The following is a 26973-nucleotide window of genomic DNA, read 5'->3' on the forward strand; positions in this document are numbered from 1 at the left end:
AGCAATGAAAATTAAAGCCACCATAGCTATACTAACACTGTTTAGCGTCACGATAAAAGCACAGGAAATTAATTTTAAAATTAACGGCGGTCCGTCTGGAATTCTATACGATAGCAATATCGGAGACGGTAAACTAAAGTTTGGCGGAGGAATAGGTGTTGGATACACCTACTTCTTCAGCAATCACTGGGGAATTTCGACAGGTGTTGATGTTACTTATAATCAAAATAGTTTTGAATTAAATAACGGAACGACAATTTCAACCTATGAAGTGGATGACCAAACTTCTGCATTTGAGTATCGGGTCACTCCTACAAACTACAAAGAAGAGCAGCATTTTATTGGTTTCGCGATTCCGCTAATGATGCAATACAGAACATCAATTGCATCTCAGACACAATTGTACTTTGGATTCGGAGGAAAAATTATGTTCCCAGGAAAACAAACTGTAAAAGCTTCAGCTTCTGAGTTACAGCTGAGCGGCTATTATCCAGATGTGAATCTTTTGGTTGACGATTTACCATCTCACGGATTCGGAAAAGTAACCAATTGGCAGGATAAAACAACTGTAAGCTTAGATCCTGCTTTTATGTTAAGTTTTGAAACTGGTCTAACATTCAAACTAGCAGAAAAAACAAAGCTTTATACAGGTTTATACGTTGATTACGGTTTAACAGATTTGGCAAAAGAAACTCCAAATACCAATATTGTGGCTTACAATCCGAACGGACTTGACAATATTCAGGCAAACGGTACAATTGGAAATAGCAGAATCGTTCAGGAAAGCCGTTATCTATCTGCTGGTGTTCAATTAAAATTAGGTTTTTCATTAGCTAAAGACAAATCAGAACCCGTAAAGGCAAAAGAAGAAACTTTTACTCAAACAGAAACGGCTCCTGTTCAGAAAGAGATTCCTGTACAGCAAAAAGTTGTAGAAGCAGTTCCTGCTAAAAAAGAACTGACTTCAGAGGAAAGAAACTATATTGAAAAACAGCCTCTTGCATTCCAAGAAGTTGGAAATACTAGCGTAACTCCAGAATTGGCAACAAGATTGGATGAAATTGCTAAAATTCTAAAATCAAACAAAGACACAGATCTGAATATTACTGGATATACTTGTGATATAGGAACTGAAAAACGCAATCTTGAAATTGGAATGAAAAGAGCTCAGGCAGTTTCAGATTATTTACAGAACAAAGGAATAGAGTCTAACCGTATGCATTTATTCTCAAAAGGAGAAAGCGAACCTTTAGTTCCAAATACTCCAGCAGAAAATAAACCCCAAAACAGAAGAGTTTCACTTACTCTGATAGACGCAAAATAATTTTTTTAAATTACAATTGTAAAAAGCATGATAAAAGAGTTCGTCTCTTTTTCATGCTTTTTCTTTTTTATAGCAATTCAAATCAGCTAATAAGCCCGAAAACAACTGTATATTTTCTAGACTTAATCTAAGCTTTACCTTCAAGATTTGTAAAAAATACTTTTCATTTATATACTGGAAATTATGATTCTTAATATTTCCAAACATCTTTATAAATCTCACTTTCACTTTCAATTAAGATTCAATTCTCAAGGTTAACATATACAAACAAATATAAAACAGTATGATTAGAATCATGTTTTGAAAAAAATGATGATAATATATTTACCCTATTAAAATTATGTATTTAAATATATTTTAAAGCAGGTTTAAAAGACAACACCATTAGCTTTCATAAAGCGACGTAGTAGAAAATTCAAGAATTAAGATGGACAAGAACTTTTTAGTACAGGAGATAATCCGATTGAAAAAAGAAAAAAATGCCGTTATCCTGGCTCATTATTATCAAGATGAGGATATTCAGGAAATAGCAGATTTCATTGGTGATAGTCTCGAATTGGCTAAAAAAGCACAAAATACCAATGCTGATATCATTGTTTTTGCAGGAGTTCATTTTATGGCAGAAACGGCAAAAATTTTAAACCCAAATAAAAAAGTAGTATTGCCTGATTGGAATGCGGGCTGTTCCTTGGCCGATGGCTGTCCACCTGAAGATTTCAAATTATTCAAAGATCAGTATCCAGATCATATTGTAGTCACTTACATCAATTGTTCTGCACAAATAAAAGCTATGAGCGATTTAGTCTGTACGTCGGCAAATGCCAAAAAGATAATCGAATCGATACCGGCAGAACAAAAAATCATATTTGCTCCAGACGAAAACTTGGGCAGATATCTTCAAAAAGAAACCAAACGCGAACTGGTCTTGTGGAAAGGCTCTTGTGTTGTGCATGAAGCCTTTTCATTAGACAAATTAATAGAGATATATAACAAAAATCCGACTGCAAAAATTGCAGCACACCCTGAATCTGAAGACCATATTTTAAAAGCAGCACATTACATTGGCTCAACTTCGGGAATTATTAATTTCATTAAAACGGATCCTACTGCCGTTTTCATTGTGGCCACAGAAGCCGGTATCCTGCATGAGCTTACGAAAGCTGTACCTGATAAAACGCTGATTCCGGCTCCTACCACAGATGACAACAGCTGTGCTTGTAGCGAATGTGCTTATATGAAAATGAATACACTCGAAAAACTGTATTTGTGCCTTAAAAATGAAAGACCAGAAATGCAGGTTTCAGAAAAACTGAGAACAGAAGCACTTAAGCCTATCGAAAGGATGCTTGAACTATCATAAAAAATGCAATAACTCTAAATCAAAATAACATGCTTAAAACAGATATATTGATCATCGGTTCTGGTATTTCGGGATTATTTTTTGCTATGAAAACGGCAAAAAAACGCCCAGATCTATCCATTGTTATAATGACGAAAGAAACAGCCAAAAACACCAATACAAGACTGGCTCAAGGCGGTATTGCAGTGGTGACAGACCTTATAAAAGACAGTTTCAATAAACATATACATGATACGCTTCGTTCTGGAGGTGGTTTATGCGATAAAGAAGTCGTTAATATGGTTATTAAACAAGCTCCGGAAAGACTTCAGGAATTAATTGAAATAGGAGCTTCTTTTGACAAAAATGAAAAAGGCCAATGGGATTTAGGTCTAGAAGGCGGACATTCACAACATAGAATATTACATCATAAAGATAGCTCCGGACAGGAAATCGAGCAGAAACTGCTCAAAATGATCAAGAAAATGCCCAATATTGAACTCCTAGAAAATCATATGGTCATTGACTTAAATACCGAAACAAAAAAAGCTAAAACAACTTGTACCGGAGCTTTTTTCTTTGAAAAAAAACACAATCGAATAAAATATATTAGAGCTAGAACCATTGTTTTAAGCACAGGCGGATGCGGACAGCTTTTTGAAAACACAACAAATCCGAAAATAGCAACCGGAGACGGATTGGCAATTGCGGCGAGAGCTGGCGCAGAAATTGTCGATATGCAGTACATTCAGTTTCATCCAACGGCTTTGTATACAGGAAAAGAAAATCAGCTGTTTTTAATTTCAGAAGCTGTTAGAGGTTTTGGAGCTCATATTGTAAATGAAGAGGGAAAAAGATTTTTATTTAAATATGATATCAGGGGCGAATTGTCTACACGAGACATGGTTTCTAATGCTATTAGTAAAGAGCTACAATTGAGTGGAAAAAATCATGTTTATTTAGACTGCAGACATCTTGATCCTAAAGCTTTTGCAAATCAATTTCCTGTTATCACAGCGCATTGCAACGAATTGGGAATCTATCCTGAGAAAGATTTAATTCCTGTTGTTCCTGCTGCACATTATCAATGTGGCGGGATTAAAGTAGATCAAAATGGAGTTACCACAATAAAAAATCTTTACGCAATTGGGGAATGCGCGAGAACAGGACTTCATGGTAAAAACCGTTTAGCATCAAACTCACTTCTTGAGGCTTTGGTATTTGCACATCAGGCTTCAGAAAATGTGGATAGAACTATTGCAGAATTTATTTATTCATCCAAAATATTGATTCCGAAATTTCCAAAGGCGCATAATGTCGATGATTATCTAGCTTTTGAAGTACTTAAAAAGGAATTGCAAAAATTGGTCACTTCATTTTACACTAGTGAAGAACGAGACGCCGATTTGACTTTTGAAAAAATAAAAGAGCTTAATAATTATGCTGTTTCGCTTACAGAAACACATGAAATTACGATTCCGTTTATCGAATTTTCAAATATGATTGCTGCTTCTTTGCTTATCGTTAAACAATGCAAAGCTGCTAAAGATCAAAAAATATGCTGAAACCCAAATTAATCTATACACCCCTACCATTATGAAACTAACAAGCAAAACCACTATTGGTGAAATCGTTGCTGACGATTTCAAAACAGCAGCAGTTTTTACAAAATTTCATATTGATTTCTGTTGCAAAGGCCATCGTACAATCGAAGAAGTTTGCAAAAAAAGAGATATTGAAGAAAGCGTTCTTATTGAACATATTGAAAAAGCAAGAAGCAGTTCTGCCAACCAGTCTTTTGATTATAAAAATTGGACAGCAGACATGATTGCAGATTATATAACCAAAACCCATCATAGGTATGTTGCTGAAAAGTCTCCTACTATTTTGGAATACTTAAATAAATTGTGCGGTGTTCACGGTGCGATTCATCCAGAGCTTCATGAAATTCATACTATTTTTTCAAAAACGTATTTGGATCTCACGGCTCATATGAAAAGAGAAGAGTTGGTTGTTTTTCCTTTTATTAAAAAAATGAATGCCGCACACAGTAAAGGTACAGAACTGGAAACACCGCCTTTTTTATCTATTGAAGCTCCAATTGTAACCTTAAAAGACGATCATGTTACAGAAGGACAACGTTTTAAGAGAATTGCAGCTTTAACCAATAATTATACACCGCCTATTGACTCATGCAACACTTATAAAGTAGCTTTTCTCATGCTGGAAGAATTTGACAAAGATTTAAAGAAGCATATTCATCTGGAAAACAATATTCTGTTTCCAAAAGCCATTGAGCTTGAAAAAACATTTGAAAAAGTGTCTTAAATAAAATCAGAACCATGGAAAAATATGTAATCAAACGCAACGGAGATTATAAGCCTTTTGAAGCTTATAAAATTCAGGATGCCATTCAAAAAGCCTTTCAGAGCGTTAGCCAGCCTGTAGACAAAAGAATTTTCAAAATCGTTCTTTCTGGTCTTGAGGCAAAATACTCGTGGCCTGTAGAAGAAATTCAGGATATTATAGAAAGAGTGCTTTTTGAGAATGGATATTTCCAAACCATGCGTTCGTTTATAATTTATCGCCATACGAGAAAATTACAGCGAGAACATATTAATGGTTTAAACGACGACACTACTTATATAGACAATACGCAAACTGTTGAAGAATACATCAACCAGTCAGATTGGCGAATTAATGCAAATGCGAATATTTCGTATTCAAACGCGGGACTAGTCAGTAATACCGCGGGAAAAGTAATCGCCAATTACTGGTTAGATAAAATATATAATAAAGAAGAAGGTTCTGCTCACAGGAATGGCGACATACACATCCATGATTTGGATTGTCTTACCGGATACTGCGCTGGTTGGAGCTTGCGTGTGCTGTTAAATGAAGGTTTTAACGGTGTGCGTGGCCGTGTCGAGAGCAGACCTCCTTCTCATTTTAGAGAAGCATTAGGTCAAATGGCAAATTTTCTGGGAATTCTGCAAAGCGAATGGGCAGGCGCTCAAGCTTTCAGTTCTTTTGACACCTATTTGGCTCCTTATGTTTTTAAAGATCAGCTTTCTTATGAAGAAGTGCTAAAAGGAATTAGAAGTTTTGTTTACAATTTAAATGTGCCTGCACGTTGGGGACAATCGCCTTTTACAAACATCACTTTAGATTGGAATGTACCCGAAGATTTAAAAGAACAGATTCCGACCCGAAATGATGAGCACTTATTTCTAAAAGTTACTGATGAAAATCTGATTGAAGAAGCTAAAAAAAGAGGCGTTTCAAAATTGATAGATTTAAAATATGCTGATTTTCAAAAAGAAATGAATCTTATCAATAAGGCATATTATACCATTATGACTGAAGGAGACGCAAACGGACAACCGTTTACATTCCCGATTCCGACAGTAAACATTACAGAAGATTTTGATTGGAATGGAGAAAATGTCGATTTGCTTTTTGAAAACACCGCTAAAATTGGTTCGTCTTATTTCCAGAATTTTATTGGAAGTCAATATCTTCTGGATGAAAAAGGAAACCGCACTGAAAACCCTGACGCCTACAAACCAAATGCTGTACGCAGTATGTGCTGCCGATTACAGCTCGATTTAAGAGAATTATTAAAACGAGGAAACGGTCTTTTTGGAAGTGCCGAAATGACGGGAAGCATTGGCGTAGTAACCATCAATATGGCGCGCCTTGGATATCTTCATAAAGGAAACATCATTACTTTGTTTGAACATTTGGATGAATTACTCCAAATAGCTAAATCGACTTTAGAAAAGAAAAGAATCTTTATTCAGCAAATGTATAACCGCGGACTTTATCCGTACACACAGCGCTATTTGAAACATTTTAGAAATCACTTTTCTACAATTGGCGTAAACGGAATGAATGAAATGGTACTAAATTTTTCTGAAGGAAAACAAAATATAACCGACACTTCGGGAATACATTTTGCAACCGAAATTCTAGATCATATTCGACTGCGAATGAAAGAATTTCAGGAAGAAACTGGAAACCTTTACAATCTCGAAGCAACTCCGGCAGAAGGAACAACGTATCGTTTTGCAAAAGAAGACAAAAAGCGTTTTCCAGAGATTCTGCAAGCAGGACAAAATGAAAACATATACTATACAAATAGTTCACAAATTCCTGTCGATTATACTGACGATCCTTTTGAAGCGCTATTGCTTCAAGATGAATTACAATGCAAATATACTGGCGGTACAGTTTTGCATCTTTATATGAGAGAAAAAATAAGCAGTCCAGAAGCCTGTAAAAACTTCGTAAAAAAAGTTCTAACCTGCTTTAAATTGCCCTATATAACCGTAACACCAATTTTCAGCATCTGCCCTATTCATGGTTACTTAGACGGCGAACATGAATATTGTCCAAAATGCGATGAAATTTTACTCAATAAAAACAATCAAAGACACTTGGCTTATGAAAACGAAAACACTTAAAGTTCTAGAAGAAAACAAATCTCAAAGAAGCAAATGTTTGGTTTACACCCGTGTAATGGGGTATCACAGACCTGTAGAAAGTTTTAATATTGGAAAAAAAGGTGAACACCAACAGCGTACACATTTCGAAGAAACTATTATCTAATAAAGGAATATTTAGCCTCACACCTTTTACTTTATTAGACTATCCGCATAAAACAGCCTGCATTGTGTGGTTTGCGGGCTGTAACATGCGGTGTTTATACTGCTACAATCCAGATATTGTTTTAGGAAAAGGAAAGATTGATTTTGATTCAGTTCTTTCGTTCCTTAAAACTCGTAAAGGATTATTAGACGGAGTGGTTTTAAGCGGTGGCGAATGCACTTTGCACAAAAATATAATTGATTTTATAAAAGAAATCAAAACAATGGGATTTGCGGTTAAAATTGATACCAACGGTTCCAGTCCAAAAATATTGAATAGCCTGATTCGTGGTCAATTAATTGATTACGTCGCGTTAGATTATAAAAGTCTTCCTCATACCTTTAAACACCTAACGCAGTCAGGCTTATTTTCTGAATTTGAAGAAAGCTTAAAGCTTTTGATTCAATCGAATATTCCGTTTGAAGTTCGTACTACTTTTCATTCTTCTTTAATTACAGAAAGTGATTTTATTGAAATGATCAAATATCTTGAAAGTCAAAATTTTGAAGGAAATTATTATGTGCAACACTTTATAAATAATGTGCCAACACTTTCAAAGCTAGACCATTCGACTAAAGAGATCCAACTTAAAAACTTCTCTACTCCAAAAATAAAAGTTATTTTTAGAGATTAATAACTCAAAATGAACTTGTTATGACTTTACATCATTTTGTATTAATACTTCATCTTTTGGCTGCTACAATCTGGGTTGGCGGTCATTTGCTTTTAGCTATTTGCTACCTTCCAACAGCATTGAAGAAAAAAGATCCGCAGATTATTTTAAATTTCGAAAAAAAGTATGAAAAACTCGGAATGTCTTCTCTCGCTTTACTCATTATAACTGGAATCTGGATGGCATATGATTTTGGCATAACAGCAGAAACCTGGTTTCATTTTTCAAGCGGATTTGAAAAAGTAGTTTCAATGAAATTAATTTTTCTTTTCTGTACTTTCTTTTGTGCCGTGTGTGCACAATTTTTCATTATTCCAAAACTTAGACCAAATAATATCAACAAAATGGCTGCAATTATTTTAACTGTTACTTCAATTGGTGTTGCAATGCTGGTTTTAGGATCAACATTGCGTTATGGTGGGATTTAAAAATTTTCCAACCTTTTTTAATTTTAAAGGCTCTATATTTATATCGGCAAATTAACTTTTCAAAATTGCACGAACGCAAAAGCAAGATTTCAAACATTTCAAGTAAACTTCGATAAGTTTATGAATAAAATTATTATATGTATATTATTCTGCCATTTGAGCATTTTATCGTTTGGACAGCAGCCAGTGGCAAAAACCAGATTAATACATGGATTTATTTTTGATAATTCCTATTTTTCAAGTATTCCTTTACCTGTATCTGAAGTTCCAATTGAAATAATCGGAACAAAAATAAAAATAGTCACCGACAATGACGGTAAATTTGAAGTTGAAGCAAAAGAAGGTGATACGTTAATGATTAGCGGGCCGTTTATTAAAACCAAAAAGATTTTAATTACAAATAAAAACTGTTATAAAATTAACCTAGATACAGTTATATTGGATGATCTGATTTATTTTCAAAGCAAAAAAGCCGCTAGACAAAATAGCAGATACTACCGTAAGCTCGTAAAGAAAGTAAAAGAAAAGATTGAAAACGGTTTCTATGATTGTCTGGATTAAAAAATGATAAATAGGAAAACCACAAAATTGACACATTACCACATTTAATTCATTGCAATTAAGACATCATACCGACAAGTATTGGCCCAAAAGCAGTCAATAATATATTAGCTAATGCGTAAGGAATAGTGTAGCCTAAAACTGGAAACTTGCTTCCTGATGCATCTTGAACTGCTTTTAATCCAATTGTTGAGGTACCTGCGCCGGTTTGTGCGCCAAGTAAGATTATCGGGTTTATTTTTAATATATACCTTCCAAAATACAGTCCGATGATATGAGGAATTAAAGCAACAGCCACGCCGGCAAGCAAAATGCCAAAACCGGTTTCTTTAAGACCAGAAATAAAACTTGGACCCGCAGCAAGACCAACAAGTCCAATAAATGCTGCAAGACCTACGTTGTCAAATATCCACAAGGCGGGCTCTGGAATTCTGCCAAAAACAGGTGTTCTTGAATGCAGCCAGCCAAAAATGAGTCCCATTACCAATGCACCGCCGCTTGTTGTTAAAGTTATTGAAACTCCAAATAATGTAACCGAAAGCAAGCCCAATAGTCCACCAAGTACAATACCCAAACCAACAAAAATAATATCAGTCTCTGGACTTAAACGATCCAGATAACCTATTTCTTTTGCTGCTTCTTCTAGTTTTGCTGGTCTGCCTGAAAGATTCAAAATGTCGCCTCTATTTAAAACCGTCTTAGATTCAAGCGGTATTTCATGGTTTTCTCTAGTTATTTTATTTAGCATTAATCCATGATAAAAACTACTTTTTCGAAGAGACTTTACTGTCATGCCTTCAATTGCTTTATTGGTGATTGTAACATCTAAATGTGCTAGAGGGAAATTCAACAATTCTTCATCCAAAACTTCTGGCCCAACAGAAAAGAGGCTGTCCAAAATGATTCCATGCTGTCCCATAATTACCATTACATCATCTTTATGAATTATGGTGTCTGGTTTTGGATCTAGCAATTGATCTTTATGGCGTATTCTCTGAATAACAATGTTCTTGTTGGATATTAATCTCTCAAACTCGCTTATACTAATTCCAATCCATTTCTCATTGGTAATTCTATATGCCCGAATAATCCACCTCTGATAAGCGCTTTTCATTCCTGGACCGTATTCCTGTTCAGTTTCTCCTGAGATGATTTCAGCCAGTTGTTCACTTTCTTTAACTAAATCAATACCAAGCAATTTTGGAGCAATTGCGGTCAGAAAAAAGACAAAAGATGTTGCTCCCACCAAATAAGTTACAGAATAGGCTACCGGAATATTGTTAATTAATCTAGTTTTTTCTGCATCATCAAGATTTAAATGGCTTATAGCATCTGAAGCAGTACCAATTACAGTTGATTCAGAAAACGCTCCTGCTAATAATCCTGCTGCTGTTCCTACATCATAACCTAAAAAAACAGAAACAGAATATGCCACTAACAAGCAAGCCAAACATATTACCAAAGTGAGCAACAATTGCGGAAATGCATTCTTTTTAAAACCTTGAAAAAATTGAGGCCCAACTTTATATCCCGTTGAAAACAGGAAAAAATCAAAGAAAATGGTTTTTACAATACCGGGAATTTCAATATCCAGCTGACCAATTAGAACACCAGCGAATAAGGTTCCTAATACTACACCAATTTTAAATGTTCCAATTTTAATGCGCCCGATTAAGAATCCAAGAGCCAAGCATAAAAAAAGTGCCAGTTCAGGATGTTCTCTAAGTATAGCTGTTACCATATTGCATTTTTTTTAGATAAATTTAATCAAAAAACACAAGTAACTAACTATATTTCAATTATTTAAAAGCAATTATTTTAAATCACATTATATAAACAGAAAAATAACGTTGATAAATGTAAATAACTAGACACTTTCTACAGCAAGCGACTAAAACAAAATTAAAAATAATCCGAATCCAGCATCCAAGTTATTCCATCATCTTCATGAAACATCGGACAAAGAATTATTTTTTTCTCTCCTTTCTCATTGATAAGGTACCAATCTGTTGTATTAATTAAATCAAGAAATTCTCTTTCTGCTATTTCAGCCATCTTATCATTAGCTTCCTCATCTCCTTCTTCTATAAGAATACTTTCCAATATAGAATGTTTAATAAAATCTGCAAGATGTTTATTTTCAGGAAGCTCAGCTAAATAATTGAACTTATAGGTGATTACTCCAAAATCTCTCATATCAAAATACGTTTTAACAATCGATCCGATATTAAGATCTCTCCAGTACAATTCGAATTTCTTCATTATTTATCTTTAAATTATGAGTCTTTACTTCAAACAAATATAGACATATGAATTTCTTATTTATGATACGTTTCGAAACATTTCTGTATTTAAAATTAAAAAAATCAACTAAAATTTGCATATATGACCAATCGGTCATATATTTGCATCGTTAAATACAATCTATCATGACAAAAGGTGAAGAAACCAGACAATTTATTATAGAAAAAGCCGCTCCTATTTTTAACACAAAAGGAATTGCAGCTACTTCTATGAGCGATATTATGGAAGCGACTAAATTGTCTAAAGGAAGTATGTATGTTCATTTTGAAAACAAAGATGTTTTGGCCTGCGCAGCTGTAGATCATAACATGAAAATATTAAGCACTAAACTAGAAACGGCACTTAGAGACGGAAAAAGTGCCAAAGAGCAACTTTTTGCTTATATCGAGTTTTTTAGTAATCCGATCAATCCGCCAGTAATTGGAGGATGTCCTTTGTTAAACTTTGGAACAGAATCTGACGATACCAATCCAATTGTAAAAGAGAAAGTTAACAATGCTATCAAGCGAGGTCAGTCTCTTTTAACTTCGATTATAGAAAAAGGAATCGCTGACAAAGAATTTACGCCTGACTGGAACTCATCAGAATTTGCCACTGCCCTTTTTGCTATGCTTGAAGGAGGACATTTAATGTCTCGAGTGTCTGGCAATAACGATAATATGAAAACAATAGAAAAAACGCTTAAAAAAATTATATCTGAAAAATTGATATAATTTTTTTTATTATAAAAATGACCGATTGGTCATGTTTAAATTTTAGTATTAATAATAAAAAACAAATACCATGTCAAAAACAATTTTAATTACAGGAGCTTCAAAAGGATTTGGAAGAGCTTGGACAGAAGCTTTTTTAGCTAAAGGATACAACGTTGCTGCAACAGCAAGAAATCTTGATACTTTAAACGATCTAAAAGAAAAGTACGCAAGTAAAATTTTGCCATTAAAACTAGATGTCAACATTCGTGAGGAATCTCTAGAAGTGGTTAAGAAAGTAAAACAATATTTTGGAACAATTGATGTTTTGATCAACAATGCAGGTTATGCGCTTACAGGTGCCGTAGAAGAAGCAAACGAACAAGAAGCTAGAGAACAATTTGAAACCAATTTCTTCGGAACTTTATGGTTGACACAAGCTGTTATTCCGATAATGAGAGAGCAAAAAAGCGGTCACATTATTCAGGTATCGTCTATTTTAGGATTGGCAACTTTACCAACAGGAATGGGACTTTATAGCGCTTCTAAGTTTGCTATTGAAGGTTTAAGCGAAACTTTAGCATCTGAAGTAAAACAATTTGGAATCAATGTTACTTTATTAGAACCAAACGGTTATGAATCTAACATCTGGCATACTGGAATTACCAGCAAAAGTTTACCGTATTATGACGAAATCAAAAAAGCTTTATCTGAAAGAGAAAACATATTCGGTAAAGTTGAAGCAACAGCTCCAGCGGTTGTAAACTTGGTAGAAAACGAAAATCCTCCTTTACGTTTATTACTTGGAAAAGTGGCATTTCCGTTCGTAAAACAAAGCTACGATCAAAGATTAGAAAGCTGGGAAAAATGGAACGATGTTTCAGTTGAAGCGCATGGATAATTCATTTTCATTTTTTAAAATTAAGAAAGGCAATCATATACGATTGCCTTTCTTAGTTATACTAAATCAAATAATCAATCCATTTTAGACAAAAAACAGGTTGCAAAAGCCGTTATTGTTTTTTATTTTTATAAAATCTGATGAAACACTAAGCATCTGATATAATGTTCTAAAAACAAGAAAAAATTAAAATGAGTAACGACAAAAAACTAAAAGCTGTCGCTTTCGGAGAAGTACTTTGGGATATTTTTGGCGATCAAAAGAAAATTGGCGGAGCGCCTTTAAATGTAGCACTTCGAATGAAAGCTCTTGGCGTTGATTCAAATATGATTAGCTGCGTAGGAAATGATGAAGATGGGGAAGCAATTATAATCGAAGTCAATAAATTAGGATTGGATACCAATACTATTTTAAAATCTGATCACTTTCCAACAGGATTGGTAAACGTAACGTTAGACGAAAGCAAATCGGCTACTTACGAAATTCTTTATCCTTCTGCTTGGGACAAAATTATTCTTAACGAAGAAGCGAGAGAATTAGTAGTAAATTCAGATGTTTTAATTTACGGAAGTTTGGTCTGCAGAGATGAAGTTTCTCGAGAAGCATTGGACGAATTGCTTAAAACTCATACTTATAAAGTTTTTGATGTGAACCTTCGAAAACCGCATTATAATTACGAAATCCTACAGCATTTAATGCAGTCTGCTAATTTCATCAAATTTAATGATGAAGAAATTATGGAAATCAGTGCCGCTTTCAATTCGCCTTATAAAACTTTAGAAGAAAACATGAATTTTATCTGTTCTCTCAGCAATGCTACAGCGATTTGCGTGACAAGAGGAAAAGATGGCGCTTTATTATTGTGGGATAAACATCTTTATGAAAATGAAGGTTATACCGTAAAAGTTGAGGATACTGTCGGTGCAGGAGATTCTTTTTTAGGCGCTTTGGTCACTTCTCTTTTAAACGGAAAAGAACCGCAAGCAGCTCTAAATTTTGCGTGCGCAACTGGTGCTTTAGTTGCTGGATCAGTTGGCGGAAATCCTAAAATTTCAATATTTGATATTGAGAATTTAATTAATAAAAATTAAAAGAAAATAAAAATACGCTACATAAAGGATAAATCTTTGTTTGTAAGCTTCAGAGAAGCTAAATATTTATAGCAAGGGATAAATGGCTACAACATAAAGCTCCAGCGGAGCGACATATTTTACCCTTAAATATGTCGCTCCGCTGGAGCTTTCTTTTATTCTTCATTGTAATTCTATAAATATTTTACCCCGCTGGGGTTTTACTGTAAAATAAAATTTATAAAAATTCCGTTCAACAAGCCATCTTTTTGATACAATCTCCTTTTTATACTTAAATCATTACCTTCTCCATTCAAACATGGGAACTATGTAAATTTTAAATGAAATTATTTCTTCCTAATCTATATGGGCGCAGTACCTTGTGAATCCAAATAATTTAAGGAAGAATGATGAAAAAATTACGAATTTCACTTATCAATATTCACGGACTTTTGAAAGGTTCTGGTTTAGAAATCGGACGAGATGCCGACAATGGAGGCCAAACCAAATACATATACGAATTAGCCGAATTTTTATCGCAGCATGAAGATGTAGAACACGTTCATCTTTTTACCCGATTAATAGACGATCCTGCACTTTCGCCCGAATACGCGGTACCTGTCGAAATTATCAATGATAAATTGGATATAAGAAGAATTCCGTTTCTGGGAAAAAAATACAAAGCTAAAGAACAGCTTTGGGAAGGTCTTGATCTTTTTGTAAATGGCGCGATGCAGCACATCAAACAGCACAATATTTTCCCCGATTGGATCCACTCCCATTATGCAGATGCGGGATACGCTGCAGCCGAATTATCAGCAGTTTTAAATATTCCTTTTGCTCATACGGGACATTCATTAGGTTTTTATAAAAAGAAAAAACTAATTGAAAGCGGTGAAACTGAAGAAGAATTGGAGAAAAAATTCAAGTTTAAAGCCCGAATTTCTGCAGAAGAGAGAACCTTAGAACTCGCAGAATTTATCGTTACTTCTACAGAACAAGAAATTGAAACCTACAAAGCCTATAAAAACTTCGAATTAGGAAAATACCACGCCATTTCTCCAGGAATCGATACCCGAAAATTTGTTCCTTATTACTATCAGGAAAACGATTCTGACAAACATATGGAAGAAGCACAGCGAAAATATTGGGTTGCTGAATCCATTTCTAAATTCCTTACCAATCCGCATAAACCTATTATTCTGGCACTTTCGAGACCTGACCGCCATAAAAACTTGAATACTCTAATTGAAGTTTACGGAAAAGACAAAGAACTGCAAAGCATTGCCAATCTGGTCATTTTTGCTGGTATTCGAAAAGACATTGCTAAAATGCCAGAATCGGAGAAAAATGTTCTGACCGATTTGCTTCTTTTAATGGACAAATACGATTTGTACGGAAAAATGGCTATACCGAAAAAGCATGATGTGGAAAATGAAGTTTCTATCATTTATAGATATGCAGCAGAAAAAAGAGGTGTTTTTGTCAATTTAGCTTTGCATGAAAATTTCGGTTTAACCGTTATAGAATCGGCTAGTTCAGGGCTTCCTGTTGTGGTGACAAAAAACGGCGGGCCTTCAGAAATTATTCCAGTTTGCCAGAACGGAGAATTAGTCAATCCGCAAGAAGAAAGTCAGATTAAAAAAGCACTTCGTAATATTTTAACCGATGAAAATCAATGGAAATATTATTCGAATAATGGAGCCATCAACATTCAGAAACACTATAGCTGGATTAGCCACGTCAATCATTATGTAGAATTGGTTAAAGAAAATCTTTCCCTTTCATCTGGAGCTGGGATCAAAAAACAGCATTATCCCAATATCAACATCAGCCGATTAAAAAGAAAAATCGATCATTTATTGGTTTCCGATATTGACGGAACATTGATTGAACCCAAATTGGCAAATCCGGGTTTGAAAGAATTAAAAGCACATTTGATCAATCGCACCGATAAAATGGCTTTTGCAATGGCTTCTGGACGAAATTTAGCATTAGTAAAAAAGGTAATTGATGAAGAAGAATTTCCTCTACCCGACTTTATAATCTGTTCTGTCGGAACTGAAATCTATTACACCAACGGAAAGGATTATATTTTGGACAAAGGTTGGGCAAAATTCCTTTCTGGAAGATGGAAAAGAGAAGAAATTGTCAATAAACTTAAAGCCATTAAATGGATCAAACTGCAGGAAGAAGAAGCTCAGAATCCGTATAAAATCTCTTATTATTATGAGAAAGAACAGTACAATCATGATGAACTGATTACTGTTTTAGGAACAGGATGGTATAAAGTCAATATTATTCCGAGTCACGGACAGTTTTTGGACTTTATTCCCAAAAGAGCATCAAAAGGAAATGCAATTAAGTTTTTATGCCGAAAATGGTCTATTCCGTTAAGCAATGTAATTGCCGCTGGAGATTCAGGAAATGATGTCGATATGTTTAGAGGTCCTATAAAAGGAATTATTGTTGGGAATCGAAGCGCGGAATTGGCAGATTATGAAACCACAAAAAGCATTTATGTAGCCAAAACTTCGGCTTCTGAAGGAATTTTGGAAGGTTTAAAATATTATAAGATTATTAAGTAAAAACTTTGAGCTAAAAAATTTAAACACACAGAAACGCAAAGTATGTCATTCCGAGGAACGAGGAATCTCACTCGTAAATCGACAAAGATTGACAAATATTGGAACGGAAATTCTAGTGTGATCTCTCCTTCGTCGAGATGACAAAAATGCTTTCCATGTTTGTTAGCCAAAGTGAAACGCCTTTTCAGCACAAAAAAGCTGTATCTCTATGTGTTTAAAAAATAAAAAAATATACTAACAGTTTAAAATAAATAATAAAATGTATTCAGGTTCAGGATTTAGCAACTGGGAAATTGGAGATGTTGATGTATTTATAGATGAAAAAGGAATTCATCATTTATTTCATTTAATCATTCCCAATCACGATTATATCGCACATGCAGTCTCAAAAGACGGCCTTTCGTGGAAACGAGTAAAAAATGCCTTATTTGTAGGCGATCCAGGAGAATGGGACGATGATATGTTATGGACAATGCACATCAGCAAAAAATCGGATGGTGAAGGTTACGAAATGTATTATACTGGTTTAAAACGTCAGGATAAAGGAATTGAACAAAAAGTAGGTCGTGCTGTTTCTCCCGATTTAATTACTTGGAAAAAAGAAAATCTATACGGACTTCCTTTTAAAAGTGAAGCGCCACATTATGAAGGTTCAAACAATAATCCACGTCAATGGATTAGTTTTAGAGATCCATTTAAATACCAATACAAAGGCGAAGATTATTTGCTAATCTGCGCCCGAAGCGCCTCTGGACCAACATACCGCAGGGGCTGTATTGGTGTTGCCAAAAGAGAAAAAGAAGGTTTTGTGTTGCAGAAACCGCTTCATATTCCGTATGTATATGATGATGTAGAATGTCCGTGTGTTTTTGAGATTAAAGGAACTCATTATCTTTTAGGATCCATCAGGGAAGATATTAAAGTCCGATATTGGTCTTCTTCAGAATTTAGGGGTGAATATTCTGCTTTTCACAACAACGTTTTAATGCCTCAAGGAAATTATGCCGCAAGAGTGGTCAAAGAAGGAAAACATTATCTGGTTTATAATTTCTATTTCGCAGACGGAAATGTCAACACGCATCGAGTAATTCCGCCTCCAAAAGAACTCGATGTCGACAAAAGCGGAAGACTTTTATTAAAGAGCTATTATTATTGGCAGAAACTCTATAAGAAAACCATTCTTCAAAAAGATCTTCCTCTTCCCTTGCCTATTTTAGGAAATCCAACAGCCGATTTTGTTTTAGAAAATGAAAGCAAATGGCGTTTTGGATGCCGAAGCGGTTATGAAATATACGGTTTCGAAAAACCTTCTAATGATTTTGTCTGGGAAGGAACATTGTCTGTAGAAGGAATGGGAAAAACAGGTTTTGTGATTGAATGTGATAAAGAAGGAACGGGATATTATATTTCGATTGACTTCATGAATGGTTTTGTGCAGTTTAGAGCTTGGGGATTTAATGAAAAAGACGTCAAGAATAATTTTATCTTCGAAAACATTCAAACTAACCAGTTCGAAATTGGAGAAGAAAAACAAATTTCTTTTAAAATTATCCGCTACGGAAATTATTATGAACTCTCAATAAATGATATCGTAAAACTGACTTTATTGGATTTTAAATACAATGAAGGAAAAATTGGTATTTATGTCTGTTCTGCTGTAATTTCGATCAGCGATTCTAAAATTCATGTTATTCCAGAACCAGAAAATGAATATGCCGCTTCAGATCCTGAAAAATATGATAATGAACTACAGCCTAACTCTTTAATTTAAAATATTGACTTATAATAGTTTAATTTAAGTATATAGTCTCGATTTGCGTATTTTTGTCATTTCGACGAAAGAGAAATCTCCATAAGTAGCTCGACAAAGATTGTCAACTCTAGGAACGGAGTTTCTTGCGAAGATTTCTCTTTCGTCGAAATGACAATTATTGTGGTCATAAATGTCAAACTTTGTCAAAGTTTAAAACTTTGACAAAGTTGAACTCACTTCACAAAAATGATAACAGGATAACACAGCTGTTTTTATTTTGAAAGATTAAACCTATATTGGCATTCCAAACTCATAATTTAATAAAATGCCACAAAGTCCGTCTCCAGAAGATGTAAAACGAGTTTTCGAAAATTACTTTACTGCCGATATGAATATCTGGAAAGGGTTTTCGGAGAAAATTAAAGTCCGTGAATTTGAGAAATCAGAAATTATAAAAGATTATCACGGTGTCGAAAAATATCTTAACATCATCATTAAAGGATCTGCGGGATTGTTTGTTTGGGACGGAAAGAGAGACATTTGCATTAATTTATTGTATGAAAATAGTTTTATAAGCGATTATATGTCATTCTTAAATCAGCAGCCATCAGTTATTAAAACTGAAGCTTTAGAAGATGTAATGCTTTGGTCTATTTCTCATCAAGATTTAAATGAATTATACCAAAGATCTGAAACAGGCTTGCGAATTGGAAAAGCCATTTCTGAAATGCTCTATGTACGCAAACAGCAGGAACAGATTAATCTTTTGACGCTTTCTCCTCAAGAACGTTATTTAAAACTGATTGAAGGCCGTCCAGAAATTTTTCAGAGAACGCCTTTTAAAATCATTGCCTCATATCTCGGATTAACAGCCGAAAGTTTAAGCCGAATTCGAAAAAGAGTTATGGAAAAATGATTTCTTACCCAAAGTCAATTTTATTTTCATTTTGCCTCGCTAAGTTTGCTTTACTAAACCAAACAAAATAGTAAACGATGAAAAATAAAATCAACTTTGGAGCTATCATAGTATATTACGTAATTGCTGTTGCTTGCAGATATGCTGCGGTAAAAACCAATTTATTATCTGGAATAGAAAATCCGTTTTTAGTGATTTTACTTCGCGGTGTTGGTCCCGCTTTAGGAGCTTTGGCTGCAATCAAAATATTCTCACTTCACAATCCAATGTCTTTAAAAGGAATATACAAAAATGCCATTGTTCCTTTTGCCATATATTGGCTGCTCCCTGCTGTTTTAATTGCAGGAGTTTATTATGTTACTATTGGAAAATTCCCAATTTTATTAATGTTTACCGTTCTAGCTTACGGACTTTTGGAAGAAATTGGATGGCGAGGATTTTTACAGGAACAATTAAAATCGCTTCCTAAATTTACTTCTATAGTGATTATTGCTGTTCTTTGGTTTGCATGGCACTTAAATCTGGAAACCACTCCAAGTAACATGATTTTTCTTGGAATCATTTTCTTTGGAACTTGGGGAATCGGAAAAGTATATTCTTCTACAGGATCATTGCTGGCTGTGGCAGGAGTGCATTCACTAAACAATTTCTTTCGCAACGGTTTGCATGAAACTGAACTTACGCTAATCGCAATTTTATTAGTAATCTGGATTGGTTTTATTATTCTTTACAACAGAAAATACAAAACTGCTGTAAATCCTGCTTAACTTAATTCTGCAGGCAATTGAGATAATTTCTGCAGAAACTAAAAGAATAATTTTTTCACGCAGATTTAGCAGATTTAGCAGATTTTAAATCAGTGAAAATCCCTTAATCAGTGGCAAAAAAAACAGCGCAAACTTTAAGATTTGCGCTATTTTTTTTTTTAATTAAGCCTTTCTGTTGTTTCCATTCTTAAGCAATGCTCACTTCCTAAATAAAGTGGATTTCCATGTTTCTCTGACCAAAAACCGTCTAAAACATCTTTAGTGATACACCTGTAAACTACAACACCTTTATAAATTTTATGGTCGTCGCCTTTATAATTGAAATTAATTACTAAAATATTGTCTTTAAAAAAGCCAGTTCCTTTTTGCTGATGCGAATTGATAACCCAATTTGCTTTAATTCTATTGTTTTTGTCTAAAGTTAAAGTCAAAACACCTTTGTATGTTATCTCATTGCTTTCGTCCTGATTGCTTCCCGAAACCGAAAAAGTGCCTACTAGATCTTGTATTGTCATTTATGAATGCTGCTATTTTTTGGCAAAAGTAAAAATTATCTTTTAAATCGATTTTCCTCTCATTGTTTCAAGCCAAAACTCATTTTAACTTTTTAAGATAAAAGTTGAAATTTTGTTAATTTCTTATCGAATTAAGTAAAGTTCATTTAAGATTTTATAACTAAATTGGTGGTATGAGAACAAATCCCGATGTACTTATTATTGGCGGCGGTCTTGCTGGTCTTGCAGGCGCTCTACACTTATCCAAAAAAGGATTGAAGGTTGTTCTTATCGAAAAAAATACCTATCCAAAACATAAAGTTTGCGGAGAATATATTTCAAATGAAATTCTGCCCTATTTATTTTGGTTAGATTTAGATGTTAGAGAACTCCACCCAACAAGTATTTCTAATTTTGAATTCATAGCACAAAACGGCAAAATGGCAAAAACTAAACTTCCATTAGGCGGTTTTGGAATCAGCCGTTATGAATTGGATCATTTTCTATTTCAAAAAGCTGTAGAAAATGGCTGTACTATTATAACAGAAACAGTTACGGATATTTCTTTTGAAAACGACATTTTTACCGTAACCACTTCTGAAGAAATGCTTTCTGCAAAAATAGTTCTGGGTGCTTACGGAAAAAGATCCAATATAGATCAGGTTTTGTCAAGAGATTTTATTTCTAAAAAATCACCGTGGCTGGCTGTTAAAGGGCACTATTCTGGAAATTTTGATGAAAAACTTGTCGCTTTATACAATTTTCAAGGTGGTTATTGCGGTGTTTCAAAAGTTGAAAATGATGTCATAAACATTTGCTACCTAGCCGATTTTGAAACTTTTAAAAAGTATAAAAACATTGAAGAGTATCAGAAATCTGTACTTTATAAAAACAAGAAACTCAAAGCTGTTTTTGAAAACAGCAATCCCCTATTTGAAAAACCATTAACCATAAGCCAAATTTCATTTGACAGAAAAGAACCTGTAGAAAACCATATTTTAATGATTGGCGATACCGCAGGATTAATTCATCCCATGTGCGGCAACGGTATGGCAATGGCGATTCACAGCGCCAAAATTGCTTCTGAATTAGTATTGGATTTTTATTACGGAAAAATAGAATCCAGAAATGAATTGGAAAAAAAGTATATTCAAGAATGGAAAAAGCATTTCAGTAAAAGATTATTCTTTGGGCGTCTATTAGCCAAAGCGCTCACATACAAAAACTTTACGCATGTAATGACAACTGTAGCGGCTTCAATTCCGTCATTACTTTCCTTTATTGTAAAACAAACACACGGCCGTCCCATAACAGTTGAATAAATGAGTGTAAACACCAAACATAGAACCGAGGAAATTGAAATCATGGACGATTTTTCGCTTGAAGGCGAAGAATTGATCGGCGCATTAGATCAGATTGCTTCTATCAATCAATTACTTGGAGGCAATAAATTAACGCTTCATGGCATAAAAAAACTTTTAACCAAAACTGATATTTCAAAACCGATAGTAATCGCAGATATAGGATGCGGAAATGGCGATATGTTGAGAATGCTCGCGAAATATGGAAAAAAACGTAATCTCAACTTTAAGTTAATTGGTATCGATGCCAATGCTTTTACAATTAGTTATGCGGAAACATTGTCTAAAAATTTTCCAAACATTGAATATCTCTGTATGGATATTTTTAGCGAAGAATTTGGCCTTTTAAAATATGACATTGTTTTGTGTACGCTTACTCTTCACCATTTTTCAACAAATCAAATTGAAGAAGTAATGGATGTTTTAAACAAAAATGCTTCAATCGGTATTGTAGTAAATGATCTGCACAGAAGTAAATTGGCTTACCGATTATTTGAACTGATTGGTTTTGTTTTCAATCTCAATGACATGTCTCGCAATGATGGACTAATTTCTATTCTTAAAGGATTTAAAAAGAAAGAATTAGAGCATTTATCCAAAAAATTAAATTTAAAAAACTATTCCATAAACTGGAAATGGGCTTTTCGCTACCAGTGGATAATTACAAAAATATGAGTGTCAAAATAATTACAGCTGTTAAACAGCTTCCGCAATATTCCAGAACAACAGAAGAAATCCTTCCGCTTGTCGATGTGTGGCTTGAAGGTCAGGAAGAGCGTTTCATCAAAAAAGTAAAAAAGATATTTGAAGGTGCTTCTGTAGATAAACGTTATTCTATCATGGAACCTTCGGAGGTTTTTACTGCCACTTCATTTGAAGAAAAAAATGATATTTATAGCCGTGAAATGATCATTTTAGGACATCAGGTTCTAGAAAAAGCATTAGGAAAAACAGGCTGGGATCCGCAAAGTTTAGATTATATTATTACGGTAAGCTGCACCGGAATTATGATTCCTTCGCTTGACGCTTATCTGATTAATAAAATGAAATTACGACAGGATATTGTTCGTCTTCCTGTAACCGAAATGGGTTGTGCTGCTGGAATATCTGGAATTATTTATGCTAAGAATTTCCTCAAATCAAATCCTGGCAAACGTGCAGCTGTAATTGCTGTAGAATCACCAACAGCCACTTTTCAGCTCGACGATTTCTCGATGCCAAATATTGTCAGCGCTGCCATTTTTGGAGATGGTGCTGCTTGTTGTTTATTATCATCAAAAGAAGAAGATTCTGGCCCCGAAATTCTTGACGAACAGATGTATCATTTTTATGATGCCGAACATATGATGGGTTTCAAACTAACCAACAGCGGATTGCAGATGGTTCTGGATATTGAAGTTCCAGACACAATCGCTTCGCATTTTGGAGATATTATTCATCCTTTCTTAAAACAAAATAATTTAGAAATAAAAGATATTGACCACATGATTTTCCACCCGGGCGGAAAAAAAATCGTCACAACCGTTGAATCGCTTTTTGCTGGATTGGAGAAAAATATTGATGATACAAAAGAAATCCTCAGAGATTATGGCAACATGTCGAGCGCTACCGTTTTGTACGTTTTAGAAAATATAATGAACCGAAATCCGAAAAAAGGAGAAAAAGGTTTAATGCTAAGTTTTGGCCCAGGATTTTCGGCACAAAGAGTTTTATTGCAATGGTAATTTGAAAGCTTATGAAATTAGATGATATTATCGCACAGCTTCCGTACAGCGAACCTTTTTTGTTTGTCGATGAATTGCTTCATGCTGACGAAAATGGTGTGACAGGAACTTATACATTTCGAGAGAATCTTGACTTTTATAAAGGGCATTTTAAAGATAATCCTGTAACTCCAGGCGTTATTCTGACCGAAACGATGGCTCAGATCGGAATGGTTTGCTTAGGAATATTTCTTTTAGGAAATGATTTGGGAGAAAATACCGTAATCGCTTTTACTTCTGCCGACATGGAATTTTTGAAACCTGTTTATCCAAATGAAAAAGTAACAGTAACTTCTGAGAAATTGTTCTTTCGTTTTGGAAAATTAAAATGCAATGCAGTAATGAAAAATGAAGCTGGACAAGAAGTTTGCAGAGGTGTTCTGGCAGGAATGATAACAAAAAGATTATGAAAAAGCGAGTTGTAATAACAGGTCTTGGAGTTGCTGCGCCAAATGGTGTTGGAATTCTTGCATTTACTCATGCGCTGCAAAACGGCATTTCTGGTATTCGACATGATGCTCAGCTTGAAGAATTACAATTTTCTTGTCAGATTGCTGGTCAGCCCCAAATAACTGAGGAACTGAAAGCGCAATATTTTACAGAACTTGAACTTCGCGGATTTAACAGCACAGGAATCTTATATGGCGTTATTGCAGGTTTAGAAGCTTGGCATAATGCAGGATTGCCATTCAATGAAAATCCAGATTGGGACAGCGGTGCTATTTTTGGATCAGGAACATCAGGAATAGATAAATTTCGCGAAAGCATTTATAAAATTGATGAACTGCAAGTCCGAAGATTAGGGAGCACTGTTGTTGCACAAACCATGAACAGCGGTGTAAGCGCCTACCTTGGCGGTAAAATCGGATTAGGAAATCAAGTTACAACCAATTCTTCTGCATGCACAACGGGAGCTGAAGCTATTTTGATGGCTTATGATCGAATACAATCTGGGCAGGCAAAACGAATTTTGGCAGGAAGCACATCTGATAGTGGTCCTTATATTTGGGGCGGTTTTGATGCGCTTCGTGTCTGTTCTTCCAAATTTAATGACAAACCCGAAGAAGGTTCAAGACCAATGAGTGCTTCAGCGGCAGGATTTGTTCCCGGAAGCGGTGCTGGCGCTTTTGTTATTGAAGATTTGGAAACTGCTTTAGAACGTGGAGCAACAATTTATGCCGAAATTTTGGGAGGACACGTCAATTCGGGTGGACAAAGAGACGGCGGAACCATGACGGCTCCAAACAGCACGGCGGTGCAAAGATGCATTAAAACCGCTATCGAGAATTCTGGAATTAATTCGAACGAAATTGATGCAATCAACGGGCATTTGACAGCCACAACAAAAGACAGTCTTGAAATTGAAAACTGGACAAAAGCATTGGGGAGAAATGGCACTGATTTTCCGTACATTAATTCTCTAAAAAGCTTAACTGGCCATTGCTTAAGCGCTTCTGGAAGTATCGAAAGTGTTGCCACTGTATTACAGCTTCATGAAGGATTTTTGTTTGGAAATAAAAATTGTTCTGATCTTCATCCTGAAATTGCAACGCTTATCGATCCGTCAAAAGTTCTTTTAGAAACTATTAAAATCAACTCAAAAATAATTGCAAAAGCCAGTTTTGGTTTTGGCGATGTAAATGCATGTATATTATTTAAAAAATTTGAAAACTAACATGGACAGAACTGAACTTATCAAGGAATTAAAAGTAATTATCAAGCCTTTTGCAACTAACAAAGAAGCTTTTGAAAATCTGACTGAGGAAACGGATTTTATTAAAGATCTGAATATCAATTCGGCCAATCTAGTTGATATTGTACTGGACATTGAAGAAAATTTTGATGTTGTGATCGATAATGCCGATATGGAACGCATGCTTGATGTAAAAACTGCTGTTGAAATCATTGAAACCAAACTAGCAGAAAAATGATTGGCAATGATGTTATAGATCTTGCACAGTCGCGTATAGAAAGCAATTGGCAAAGAAAAGGTTTTATAGAAAAGCTTTTTACAGCCGAAGAACAGCAGTATATAAAAGATTATGATAAGCCTGAAACTATGGTTTGGCTTTTATGGAGCATGAAAGAGGCTGCGTATAAAATTTATAATCGGCAGACTAAAATACGGGAATTCAGTCCCAAGAAACTTTCTTGTTCTTTAGATTTTATCAATTGTAATCTCGCATTGGGTAAAGTAATTTGCAATGAAAATAGATATTATACCAAAAGCATATTTTCTTTAGAAAGCATTCACACGATTGCGGTCGATAATTTTGCAAACGTCAATAATGTAATTGAAGTTGAAAATCAAGAAATTATTAAAGACGAAAACGGTATTCCATTTTTGAAAGTAGACAATATTCTTTGTGATATTTCAATCAGTCATCATGGAAGATTTGAAAAACGGGTAATTTTAAGAATATAAGAAAATCTTCTTTTGTTTGGAATAACAATAGTAATAATAAGAAAAATCTTTAATTTTGAATAAAATTTTATTCGGTACCAATCTAAAATCTATGAGAATACTTTTTACTAAAGCAGTATTATTTTTGTTGTTCTTATCTTTCTTTTCATGTGAAAATAAAAAACCTAAACCTGCAGCAAAACCAACGTATAAAGCCGGTGTAATTTTATCTTTTGATGATGCTTACGTTGACGAATGGTCAGAAGCAGATCAGGTTTTGCGAAAGTATTCTTGGAAAGCCACTTTTAATGTCTGCAGAATAGATTCTATTGGTGCTCCAGAAATTAAAACACTTTTAGAAATGCAGAAATATGGTCACGAAATCGCTGGACATGGTTATCATCATTACAATGCGGTTAAGTTTACAAAGCAATTTAGTGTTAAGAAATACCTGAAACAAGAAATCGATCCTATGATTGTTTCCATGAAAAAGAAAGGTTTCAACGTTACTTCTTTTGCCTATCCGTACGGAGAAAGATCAGATTCTCTGGATCAGGCTTTATCACCTCTCTTTAAAATTATTAGAGGAAGAGCGTTTGGAGGTGAAATTCCAGAGAAACAAGACAGTTATTTCGATAATTCAAAAATTGTATTTGCTTTTGATATTGACAATAGCCATATACATTTTAGCATTCCGTACGTACTTGAATTATTGGATTATGCCAAAAAGAACAATAAAATTCTTCTTCTATGCGGTCATAAACCCGTTAAAGAAGTAACCGAAAATTATCAGGTTAAAATCGAGACTTTAGAATTTATCTGCAAATACATGAAATTGAATGATCTTAAATTCTATAAACTTTCAGACTTAGACAATTTGGTTTCGCCGAAGCTTTAATGCTTATATTTGTGCTTATCAAATAAAAAACAGTCCTTTAACCTTTAATCTTTTTTTGTATTTTTAATCATTCGTAAGCTTTTCTAT

General features: G+C 34.4%; 27 protein-coding genes. 24 read left to right on the forward strand and 3 right to left on the reverse strand.

Annotated elements, in window-relative coordinates:
* Nucleotides 1–4 precede the first annotated feature (4 nt).
* The 9 genes from ACNRYB_RS16755 to ACNRYB_RS16795 all read left to right on the forward strand — a co-directional run bounded on the left by ACNRYB_RS16755 (nucleotide 5) and on the right by ACNRYB_RS16795 (nucleotide 8975).
* Nucleotides 5–1324: an OmpA family protein gene (locus ACNRYB_RS16755; protein ID WP_473727983.1), complete on the forward strand. Its 1320-nt coding sequence runs from the start codon at nucleotides 5–7 to the stop codon at nucleotides 1322–1324.
* Nucleotides 1325–1751: 427 nt separating this feature from the next.
* Nucleotides 1752–2684, forward strand: coding sequence for a quinolinate synthase NadA (gene nadA, locus ACNRYB_RS16760; RefSeq protein WP_129748215.1), 933 nt, complete (start codon nucleotides 1752–1754; stop codon nucleotides 2682–2684).
* A gap of 29 nt (nucleotides 2685–2713) precedes the next feature.
* On the forward strand, nucleotides 2714–4228 hold the full coding sequence (nadB, locus tag ACNRYB_RS16765; RefSeq protein ID WP_473727984.1) for an L-aspartate oxidase: 1515 nt from the start codon (nucleotides 2714–2716) through the stop codon (nucleotides 4226–4228).
* A 31-nt stretch (nucleotides 4229–4259) separates the two neighbouring features.
* A complete protein-coding gene (ric, locus tag ACNRYB_RS16770) occupies nucleotides 4260–4991 on the forward strand; it encodes an iron-sulfur cluster repair di-iron protein (RefSeq protein ID WP_473727985.1) in 732 nt (243 codons plus the stop codon).
* A gap of 14 nt (nucleotides 4992–5005) precedes the next feature.
* Nucleotides 5006–7129, forward strand: a complete 2124-nt coding sequence (locus tag ACNRYB_RS16775) for a ribonucleoside triphosphate reductase (protein ID WP_473727986.1) — start codon at nucleotides 5006–5008, stop codon at nucleotides 7127–7129.
* On the forward strand, nucleotides 7110–7274 hold the full coding sequence (gene nrdD, locus ACNRYB_RS16780; protein ID WP_129748219.1) for an anaerobic ribonucleoside-triphosphate reductase: 165 nt from the start codon (nucleotides 7110–7112) through the stop codon (nucleotides 7272–7274). The genes ACNRYB_RS16775 and nrdD overlap by 20 nt, the downstream gene beginning before the upstream one ends.
* Nucleotides 7231–7947 (forward strand): anaerobic ribonucleoside-triphosphate reductase activating protein, encoded by a 717-nt coding sequence (locus ACNRYB_RS16785; protein ID WP_473727987.1) that lies wholly within the window; start codon nucleotides 7231–7233, stop codon nucleotides 7945–7947. Before nrdD ends, ACNRYB_RS16785 begins: the two co-directional genes overlap by 44 nt.
* Nucleotides 7948–7967: 20 nt before the next feature.
* Nucleotides 7968–8414: a copper resistance protein CopD gene (locus ACNRYB_RS16790; protein ID WP_473727988.1), complete on the forward strand. Its 447-nt coding sequence runs from the start codon at nucleotides 7968–7970 to the stop codon at nucleotides 8412–8414.
* 120 nt (nucleotides 8415–8534) lie between these two features.
* Nucleotides 8535–8975, forward strand: coding sequence for a hypothetical protein (locus tag ACNRYB_RS16795; RefSeq protein ID WP_473727989.1), 441 nt, complete (start codon nucleotides 8535–8537; stop codon nucleotides 8973–8975).
* Between the two features lie 58 nt (nucleotides 8976–9033).
* Here ACNRYB_RS16795 and aspT read toward each other — a convergent pair whose 3' ends face one another.
* Complete coding sequence (aspT, locus tag ACNRYB_RS16800) at nucleotides 9034–10716, reverse strand: aspartate-alanine antiporter (protein WP_129748221.1); 1683 nt, start codon at nucleotides 10714–10716, stop codon at nucleotides 9034–9036.
* Between the two features lie 161 nt (nucleotides 10717–10877).
* Nucleotides 10878–11237 (reverse strand): hypothetical protein, encoded by a 360-nt coding sequence (locus tag ACNRYB_RS16805; protein ID WP_129748222.1) that lies wholly within the window; start codon nucleotides 11235–11237, stop codon nucleotides 10878–10880.
* A 167-nt stretch (nucleotides 11238–11404) separates the two neighbouring features.
* On the opposite strand from ACNRYB_RS16805, the gene ACNRYB_RS16810 reads away from it, so the two are divergent.
* The 7 genes from ACNRYB_RS16810 to ACNRYB_RS16840 all read left to right on the forward strand — a co-directional run bounded on the left by ACNRYB_RS16810 (nucleotide 11405) and on the right by ACNRYB_RS16840 (nucleotide 19966).
* Entirely contained in the window at nucleotides 11405–11992 is a 588-nt protein-coding gene (locus tag ACNRYB_RS16810; RefSeq protein WP_129748223.1) for a TetR/AcrR family transcriptional regulator, read from the forward strand.
* A 70-nt stretch (nucleotides 11993–12062) separates the two neighbouring features.
* Nucleotides 12063–12872, forward strand: a complete 810-nt coding sequence (locus ACNRYB_RS16815) for an SDR family NAD(P)-dependent oxidoreductase (protein ID WP_473727990.1) — start codon at nucleotides 12063–12065, stop codon at nucleotides 12870–12872.
* Between the two features lie 191 nt (nucleotides 12873–13063).
* Nucleotides 13064–13963, forward strand: a complete 900-nt coding sequence (locus ACNRYB_RS16820) for a carbohydrate kinase family protein (RefSeq protein ID WP_473727991.1) — start codon at nucleotides 13064–13066, stop codon at nucleotides 13961–13963.
* A 386-nt stretch (nucleotides 13964–14349) separates the two neighbouring features.
* Entirely contained in the window at nucleotides 14350–16530 is a 2181-nt protein-coding gene (locus ACNRYB_RS16825; protein WP_473727992.1) for an HAD-IIB family hydrolase, read from the forward strand.
* 259 nt (nucleotides 16531–16789) lie between these two features.
* Nucleotides 16790–18301, forward strand: coding sequence for a glycoside hydrolase family protein (locus ACNRYB_RS16830; protein ID WP_473727993.1), 1512 nt, complete (start codon nucleotides 16790–16792; stop codon nucleotides 18299–18301).
* A 307-nt stretch (nucleotides 18302–18608) separates the two neighbouring features.
* Nucleotides 18609–19199: a Crp/Fnr family transcriptional regulator gene (locus tag ACNRYB_RS16835; protein ID WP_473727994.1), complete on the forward strand. Its 591-nt coding sequence runs from the start codon at nucleotides 18609–18611 to the stop codon at nucleotides 19197–19199.
* A gap of 77 nt (nucleotides 19200–19276) precedes the next feature.
* Nucleotides 19277–19966 (forward strand): CPBP family intramembrane glutamic endopeptidase, encoded by a 690-nt coding sequence (locus ACNRYB_RS16840; RefSeq protein WP_369014717.1) that lies wholly within the window; start codon nucleotides 19277–19279, stop codon nucleotides 19964–19966.
* 158 nt (nucleotides 19967–20124) lie between these two features.
* On the opposite strand, the gene ACNRYB_RS16845 is transcribed toward ACNRYB_RS16840, so the two are convergent.
* Nucleotides 20125–20481, reverse strand: coding sequence for a hypothetical protein (locus ACNRYB_RS16845; protein WP_473727995.1), 357 nt, complete (start codon nucleotides 20479–20481; stop codon nucleotides 20125–20127).
* A gap of 173 nt (nucleotides 20482–20654) precedes the next feature.
* On the opposite strand from ACNRYB_RS16845, the gene ACNRYB_RS16850 reads away from it, so the two are divergent.
* The 8 genes from ACNRYB_RS16850 to ACNRYB_RS16885 all read left to right on the forward strand — a co-directional run bounded on the left by ACNRYB_RS16850 (nucleotide 20655) and on the right by ACNRYB_RS16885 (nucleotide 26886).
* Nucleotides 20655–21782, forward strand: a complete 1128-nt coding sequence (locus tag ACNRYB_RS16850) for an NAD(P)/FAD-dependent oxidoreductase (protein ID WP_473727996.1) — start codon at nucleotides 20655–20657, stop codon at nucleotides 21780–21782.
* Nucleotides 21783–22496 (forward strand): methyltransferase domain-containing protein, encoded by a 714-nt coding sequence (locus tag ACNRYB_RS16855; protein WP_473727997.1) that lies wholly within the window; start codon nucleotides 21783–21785, stop codon nucleotides 22494–22496.
* The gene (locus ACNRYB_RS16860; RefSeq protein ID WP_473727998.1) at nucleotides 22493–23545 is read left to right on the forward strand and encodes a type III polyketide synthase; all 1053 of its coding nucleotides are present in this window, start codon (nucleotides 22493–22495) and stop codon (nucleotides 23543–23545) included. The genes ACNRYB_RS16855 and ACNRYB_RS16860 overlap by 4 nt, the downstream gene beginning before the upstream one ends.
* An 11-nt stretch (nucleotides 23546–23556) precedes the next feature.
* The gene (locus tag ACNRYB_RS16865; protein WP_473727999.1) at nucleotides 23557–23994 is read left to right on the forward strand and encodes a 3-hydroxyacyl-ACP dehydratase FabZ family protein; all 438 of its coding nucleotides are present in this window, start codon (nucleotides 23557–23559) and stop codon (nucleotides 23992–23994) included.
* On the forward strand, nucleotides 23991–25259 hold the full coding sequence (locus ACNRYB_RS16870; protein WP_473728000.1) for a beta-ketoacyl-[acyl-carrier-protein] synthase family protein: 1269 nt from the start codon (nucleotides 23991–23993) through the stop codon (nucleotides 25257–25259). The genes ACNRYB_RS16865 and ACNRYB_RS16870 overlap by 4 nt, the downstream gene beginning before the upstream one ends.
* Nucleotide 25260: 1 nt before the next feature.
* Nucleotides 25261–25515, forward strand: a complete 255-nt coding sequence (locus tag ACNRYB_RS16875; RefSeq protein ID WP_008469108.1) for an acyl carrier protein — start codon at nucleotides 25261–25263, stop codon at nucleotides 25513–25515.
* Nucleotides 25512–26009 carry a 4'-phosphopantetheinyl transferase superfamily protein gene (locus ACNRYB_RS16880; RefSeq protein ID WP_473728001.1) on the forward strand — a complete coding sequence of 166 codons (498 nt, stop codon included), beginning with the start codon at nucleotides 25512–25514 and terminating at the stop codon, nucleotides 26007–26009. The genes ACNRYB_RS16875 and ACNRYB_RS16880 overlap by 4 nt, the downstream gene beginning before the upstream one ends.
* 91 nt (nucleotides 26010–26100) lie before the next feature.
* Entirely contained in the window at nucleotides 26101–26886 is a 786-nt protein-coding gene (locus ACNRYB_RS16885) for a polysaccharide deacetylase family protein (RefSeq protein WP_473728002.1), read from the forward strand.
* Nucleotides 26887–26973 lie beyond the last annotated feature (87 nt).

The organism is Flavobacterium sp. CR10 (genome assembly GCF_055814415.1).

Excerpts from the sequence above, each read along its gene's own strand:
- aspT (WP_129748221.1), bottom strand. The coding sequence starts at position 10,716 with ATGGTAACAGCTATACTTAGAGAACATCCTGAACTGGCACTTTTTTTA.
- ACNRYB_RS16820 (WP_473727991.1), top strand. The coding sequence starts at position 13,064 with ATGAGTAACGACAAAAAACTAAAAGCTGTCGCTTTCGGAGAAGTACTT.
- ACNRYB_RS16885 (WP_473728002.1), top strand. The coding sequence starts at position 26,101 with ATGAGAATACTTTTTACTAAAGCAGTATTATTTTTGTTGTTCTTATCT.
- ACNRYB_RS16840 (WP_369014717.1), top strand. The coding sequence starts at position 19,277 with ATGAAAAATAAAATCAACTTTGGAGCTATCATAGTATATTACGTAATT.
- ACNRYB_RS16880 (WP_473728001.1), top strand. The coding sequence starts at position 25,512 with ATGATTGGCAATGATGTTATAGATCTTGCACAGTCGCGTATAGAAAGC.
- nadB (WP_473727984.1), top strand. The coding sequence starts at position 2,714 with ATGCTTAAAACAGATATATTGATCATCGGTTCTGGTATTTCGGGATTA.
- nadA (WP_129748215.1), top strand. The coding sequence starts at position 1,752 with ATGGACAAGAACTTTTTAGTACAGGAGATAATCCGATTGAAAAAAGAA.
- nrdD (WP_129748219.1), top strand. The coding sequence starts at position 7,110 with ATGAAAACGAAAACACTTAAAGTTCTAGAAGAAAACAAATCTCAAAGA.
- ACNRYB_RS16755 (WP_473727983.1), top strand. The coding sequence starts at position 5 with ATGAAAATTAAAGCCACCATAGCTATACTAACACTGTTTAGCGTCACG.
- ACNRYB_RS16850 (WP_473727996.1), top strand. The coding sequence starts at position 20,655 with ATGAGAACAAATCCCGATGTACTTATTATTGGCGGCGGTCTTGCTGGT.
- ACNRYB_RS16810 (WP_129748223.1), top strand. The coding sequence starts at position 11,405 with ATGACAAAAGGTGAAGAAACCAGACAATTTATTATAGAAAAAGCCGCT.
- ACNRYB_RS16845 (WP_473727995.1), bottom strand. The coding sequence starts at position 20,481 with ATGACAATACAAGATCTAGTAGGCACTTTTTCGGTTTCGGGAAGCAAT.
- ACNRYB_RS16865 (WP_473727999.1), top strand. The coding sequence starts at position 23,557 with ATGAAATTAGATGATATTATCGCACAGCTTCCGTACAGCGAACCTTTT.
- ACNRYB_RS16870 (WP_473728000.1), top strand. The coding sequence starts at position 23,991 with ATGAAAAAGCGAGTTGTAATAACAGGTCTTGGAGTTGCTGCGCCAAAT.
- ACNRYB_RS16805 (WP_129748222.1), bottom strand. The coding sequence starts at position 11,237 with ATGAAGAAATTCGAATTGTACTGGAGAGATCTTAATATCGGATCGATT.
- ric (WP_473727985.1), top strand. The coding sequence starts at position 4,260 with ATGAAACTAACAAGCAAAACCACTATTGGTGAAATCGTTGCTGACGAT.
- ACNRYB_RS16860 (WP_473727998.1), top strand. The coding sequence starts at position 22,493 with ATGAGTGTCAAAATAATTACAGCTGTTAAACAGCTTCCGCAATATTCC.
- ACNRYB_RS16815 (WP_473727990.1), top strand. The coding sequence starts at position 12,063 with ATGTCAAAAACAATTTTAATTACAGGAGCTTCAAAAGGATTTGGAAGA.
- ACNRYB_RS16775 (WP_473727986.1), top strand. The coding sequence starts at position 5,006 with ATGGAAAAATATGTAATCAAACGCAACGGAGATTATAAGCCTTTTGAA.
- ACNRYB_RS16790 (WP_473727988.1), top strand. The coding sequence starts at position 7,968 with ATGACTTTACATCATTTTGTATTAATACTTCATCTTTTGGCTGCTACA.
- ACNRYB_RS16830 (WP_473727993.1), top strand. The coding sequence starts at position 16,790 with ATGTATTCAGGTTCAGGATTTAGCAACTGGGAAATTGGAGATGTTGAT.
- ACNRYB_RS16835 (WP_473727994.1), top strand. The coding sequence starts at position 18,609 with ATGCCACAAAGTCCGTCTCCAGAAGATGTAAAACGAGTTTTCGAAAAT.
- ACNRYB_RS16825 (WP_473727992.1), top strand. The coding sequence starts at position 14,350 with ATGATGAAAAAATTACGAATTTCACTTATCAATATTCACGGACTTTTG.
- ACNRYB_RS16795 (WP_473727989.1), top strand. The coding sequence starts at position 8,535 with ATGAATAAAATTATTATATGTATATTATTCTGCCATTTGAGCATTTTA.
- ACNRYB_RS16875 (WP_008469108.1), top strand. The coding sequence starts at position 25,261 with ATGGACAGAACTGAACTTATCAAGGAATTAAAAGTAATTATCAAGCCT.
- ACNRYB_RS16855 (WP_473727997.1), top strand. The coding sequence starts at position 21,783 with ATGAGTGTAAACACCAAACATAGAACCGAGGAAATTGAAATCATGGAC.